The 4449-nt window shown below is 70.7% G+C and carries 3 protein-coding genes and 1 pseudogene; 2 read left to right on the top strand and 2 right to left on the bottom strand.

The window, feature by feature from the left end; genetic code table 11:
* Positions 1-1112, bottom strand: a pseudogene (locus tag ADBZ5U_RS14520) (Fe-S oxidoreductase); the annotation flags it as partial.
* Positions 1113-1230: 118 nt separating this feature from the next.
* Positions 1231-3705 carry an isoniazid response ATPase/transcriptional regulator IniR gene (iniR, locus tag ADBZ5U_RS14515; protein ID WP_526811359.1) on the bottom strand — a complete coding sequence of 825 codons (2475 nt, stop codon included), beginning with the start codon at positions 3703-3705 and terminating at the stop codon, positions 1231-1233.
* Between the two features lie 54 nt (positions 3706-3759).
* On the opposite strand from iniR, the gene ADBZ5U_RS14510 reads away from it, so the two are divergent.
* A complete protein-coding gene (locus ADBZ5U_RS14510) occupies positions 3760-4134 on the top strand; it encodes a hypothetical protein (protein WP_526811358.1) in 375 nt (124 codons plus the stop codon).
* Positions 4135-4155: 21 nt separating this feature from the next.
* Positions 4156-4419, top strand: coding sequence for a hypothetical protein (locus ADBZ5U_RS14505; RefSeq protein WP_526811356.1), 264 nt, complete (start codon positions 4156-4158; stop codon positions 4417-4419).
* Positions 4420-4449 lie beyond the last annotated feature (30 nt).

Here is a 4449-nt window from a genome sequence, read left to right as displayed (position 1 = left end):
TCGAAGCCGGACTCCGGCACGTGATGCGGGTTGTCGGCGCCGATCTCCAGGCCGCCCTCTGTGTCGATGAGGGCGTCGGTCGGCTTCTCGTTGTCACCGAAGATGTAGGGCGCCTTGGCGAACAGGTGGTCGCGCAGGTCCATGATGAGGATCTTGGGGGACAACGGTTTTCCGGTGTTCCAGGCCGGGCACTGCGACTGGCAGCGGCCGCACTCGGTGCAGGTGGTGAGGTCCAGATAACCCTTCCAGGTGAAGTCCTCGATCTTGCCGCGGCCGAACACGGCGTCCTCGGCGGGATCCTCGAAGTCGATGTATTCGCCCTTGGACTCCATCGGCAGCAGCGGACCCAGCGCGTTGGGCAGCCGCTTGAACGTGACGTTGAGCGGGGCCAGACCGATGTGCAGGTGCTTGGAGTGCAGAACGATCAGGGAGAACACCAGCATCACGCCGATGTGCAGCAGCAGCGCGACGGTTTCGATGATCTCGTTGGTGTGGGTTCCCAGCGGACTCAGCAGTGCGCCGATTCCGTGCGAGAAGAACGCCGCCTTGCCGTAGGGCAGGTTGCCGGCCGCGACGGCGGCGCCGCGGAACAGCGCGTAGGTCCAGATGACGTTGAAGATCATGAACAGGATCAGCCACGCGCCGCCGGTGTGCGAGCCGTAGAAGCGCGACGCCCGCCCGTGTTCCTTGGGCTCGGACCTGAGGCGGATGACCGCGAACACGATGATTCCCAGCAGCACCGCCACGGCGAAGAAGTCCTGGAGGAAGCCCAGGATCGACCACTTGCCGACGATCGGAATGTGGAATTTCGGGTCGAAGAGCACACCGTAGGCCTCGAGGTACACCGTGGCCAGGACGAAGAAGCCCCACATGGTGAAGAAGTGCGCGATACCGGGGATCGACCAGCGCAGCAGTCGGGTCTGACCGAAGACCTCGCGGATCTGGTTGCCGATGCGCTCGCCGAGGTGGTTCTTGCGGCCGCGTTCGTCGGCGGTCGGCTGCCCCGACCGGATCAGTTTGACCAGGTAGAGGATTCGCTTGAGCGCGAAGATCCCGACGATGGCCGTCATGGTGAGGCCGATGATCAGCCGTACGAGAGTCTGTGTTTCCACGACTACCTCTTCTGGGTCGTTGGCTACGGTCGGGAGTGACGCGGTCGGGTGTGCCGCGGGATCATAGTTGCATCTCCCGATGTCGTTGCGCGAGGGAGGTCTCGTTTACGTCCCCGGATCAGGCACCGGGTCCCAGGATGACTCGCAGCATGGACAGCATCTCGGAGCGCGATTCCGCGCCCAGACGCCGTCGGATCCGGGCGACGTGGTGCTCCACCGTCTTGGCGGAGATGAACAACTGGGCGCCGATGTCGCGGTACGGCTTGCCCAGCAGCAGCAGTTCGGCCACCTCGCGCTCGCGTTCGGACAGCGCCGTGGAGACCGGTCGCGGCCGGCGGTCCGGCTCCGCGCTCTCCGGCGAGGGTTCGGAATCGCCTCCGGCGTCGGCTCCGGCGCCGAGTTTGATGTCCCGGGCCACCTGGAGCATCAGTGCGGAGGTCTTGGGGTCCGGCGCCTGCAGCGCGGCTTGGCCGGCCAGTCGGGTGGCATCTGAGCCCAGTCCGAACTGCGCCAGGCCCCGGGCCGCCGCGATGACCTCGTCGGCGTCCACCTGGTCGGCCAGCACTTTCAGCCAGGTGCGACCGGCCGCGGCCAGGGCGCCGGCGAACGGGCTGTGTTCGGCCATCGCGGTCAGGGCCTGCCCGTGCGGAGCCACGGCGGCCGGATCGCCCGCCAGGATGCCCGCATGCACCCCGGACCAATGCAGCATCGGCGCCCACGTCGTGGGGTTGCCGAGCGCGGCGAGAATCTGGAAACCCTGCTCGAGAGCGGGTGCCAGGCGGTCCTGTTGTCGGAGCCGGGCGCCGGCCACCCACAACTCGCCCAACGGCAGCAGGGAGAACAGGTCGACCGAATACCCGGCGAGGGCGTCCATCCCCGCCGACCAGTGCGTGTGCAGGCCGCCGGCATCACCGCCGCGCCGGGCGACCGCGGCGCGCAGTGCCGCCGCCCACAGCGCGTCCCGGCCGCGCAACGCCGCTGTGGCGTCGGCGTCCGCGACGGCTGCGTCCCCGAGTGCCGCGGCCAGCCGCCCGTCCTGCATCCGCGACCAACCGCGCAACAGCCGATGGCGGGCGGTGAAAAGCGGTTCGGTCGCGATCTCCCGGTCGTCCCTGACCGCCCGGTCGATGACACTGCGCGCGCGCACCGGGTCACCGCCGTTGAGGGCGGCCAGGGTGACCAGTGCTGCGCCGCTGTCGGGCATCACCGCCGTGGCGGCGCGCTCGACGGCCAGCGCCTGCCCCAGTCGGGCCGCCGCCGCCGGGTAGGGCCCGTCGGTGCTGAGCAGGATGCCCTCGGCCAGGCTGCGCGCCATCCGGGCGGCAGCGGTCGGCGGACCCGTCCGGCCTGACTCGAGTGCCGCCCGTGCCGCGGCGAGCTTGCCGTTGGCGGCGTGCACGAGGGCGGCGGCCGAGCCCACCGTGGCGTCGGGGTAGGGACCCAGCCAGTCGAACAGTTCGCCGGCGTGTGCGTAGTTGCCGTTGTGGGCGGCGATACCGGCCGCGATCCGGACCCCGCCGGCCCGTTCGACGTCCTCCGTCGAGCCGAGCAACTCGTCGGCCAGCGCGGCGGCCGCGACCGTGTCGCCGCTCACTGCCAATGAGTCGGCCAGGGCCGCCCGCATGTCCTGTGCCCCGGCGGACACTGCGGCGCGGTGCAGCCGCACCCTGTCGGTGGGGTCATCCGGACCGGTCGCGATGCGTCCGCGCAGCCAGGCCGCCAGCGAATCGTCGCGAACACCGTGCTCAGCCAGTTCGGAAGCCAGGTGCAGCGACAGCGTCGAGGAATCCAATTGCGTTCGCAGAAGGAGCTTTTCGAGTTCGTGATGACGCGTGGCGCCCACCAGGTGGGCGGCGGCGCGATGCACCGAACGAAGGAACTCCACCGGATACGACGGCTCGAGCAGGCCGGTGCCCCGGGCCTGGTCGATGAGAGCCGGTCCACGTTGCGGGTCGACACCTGACGCTGCGGCCAGATCGGCCGCTCCCAGTCCCGTGCTGAGCGAGGCGATGACGAGCGCTTCCAGCGCGGTCTGGTCAAGTCGGCGCAACCGCTCCAGCAATGCCAGCTCTGCGGCACGAGCGACCGACGCCGCGGTCAGCGGGCGGGGTGCGGCCGCGATCGCGGCGAGCAGGAACGGCACTCCGGCGGATGCCGCCAGCACGGCAGCCAGCACGCCGGGTGACGGCGGATGCCCGGAGGGATCGGCGACGAGGTGGGAGATTTCGCCGGAGCTCAACCGGCCCAGCGTCATCCGGGGGCGGTCCCGTTCCAGCGCAGCGGCGAGGCCGCGGAGTGCGCGGTCGTGGTCGCGGGGCTCGGCGGCCACCACGATCGCCCGGTCCGAGTCGTCGGCCAGTTCGGCGAGCTCCCGAAGCGCGGCGTCGTCCAGCAGGTGCGCGTCGTCGATCACCACGGCCGAATCGGTGTTCGCTGAATCCGGGACACGGCTGCAGACGATGCGCCCCGAGTCGCCTAGCTTGCGCCGGACCGCTTGGAGCGCAGTGCTTTTCCCGGTGCCGATGCCGCCGCTGATGTAGAGCCGCACCGGTTCACCGGCCAGCGCGTCCAGCGCTGCGCGCGCCGAGGTCACAGGACCGGCCGCGGGTGGGTTGGACACCGCTACTCGGGCGGCGCGGGTTCGGTGGTGGGCGCCGGCTCTTCGGGAACCACGGCCTGCGTGGTTACCGCGGGGGCGACGGTGGTGGACACCACCGGCTCCGCGGTGGTCGTCGGCGGTGCGGCTGTGGTGGTGGGCGGCGGCTCGGTGGTGGTGGGCGGCGGCTCGGTGGTGGGCGTCGTCGTGGTGGTCCTGGTGCTCGTCGTGGGCGTCGTCGTGGGCGTCGTCGTGCTCGTCGTCGTCGTGCTCGTCGTCGTGCTCGTCGTGGTGGTGGTCGTGGTCGTCGTGGGCGTCGTGGTCGTGGTGGTCGTGGTCATCGTGGTGGGTGTCGTGGTGGTGGCCGGGCTGCCGGAAGTGGGGCCGGGCGTGCTGGTGGCAGGCAGCGTCGTGACCGTGGCCTGACCATTGCTGCCGGTCACCGTCGTGATCACCGGCGGGGGCGGCGCGGCCGAAGTGGCTGGACTCTCCCCGGGCTTGGTGACCCGGGTGGTCGTCGTGGTGGGAGAGCTGTCGCTGTTGGTGAGGGTTACCGCCAGTCCGCCGACGGCGACCGCGGCCAACGCCGCGGCGGTGCCGAACAGAAGCGGGGGACGGCGGTACCACGGCAGCGGGGGAGCCACCAGCACGGTGGGCTGCCCGTCGGGTTCGAACTCGACGACCGGCCGGGCGCCGGTCTCCGCGGCGTAGTCACCGGGGTTGTAGTAGTCGGCGCCGGCG

The organism is Mycobacterium sp. (assembly GCF_040398885.1).
Taxonomy (GTDB): Bacteria; Actinomycetota; Actinomycetes; order Mycobacteriales; family Mycobacteriaceae; genus Mycobacterium.
This window is presented reverse-complemented; position numbering and strand designations above follow the sequence as displayed.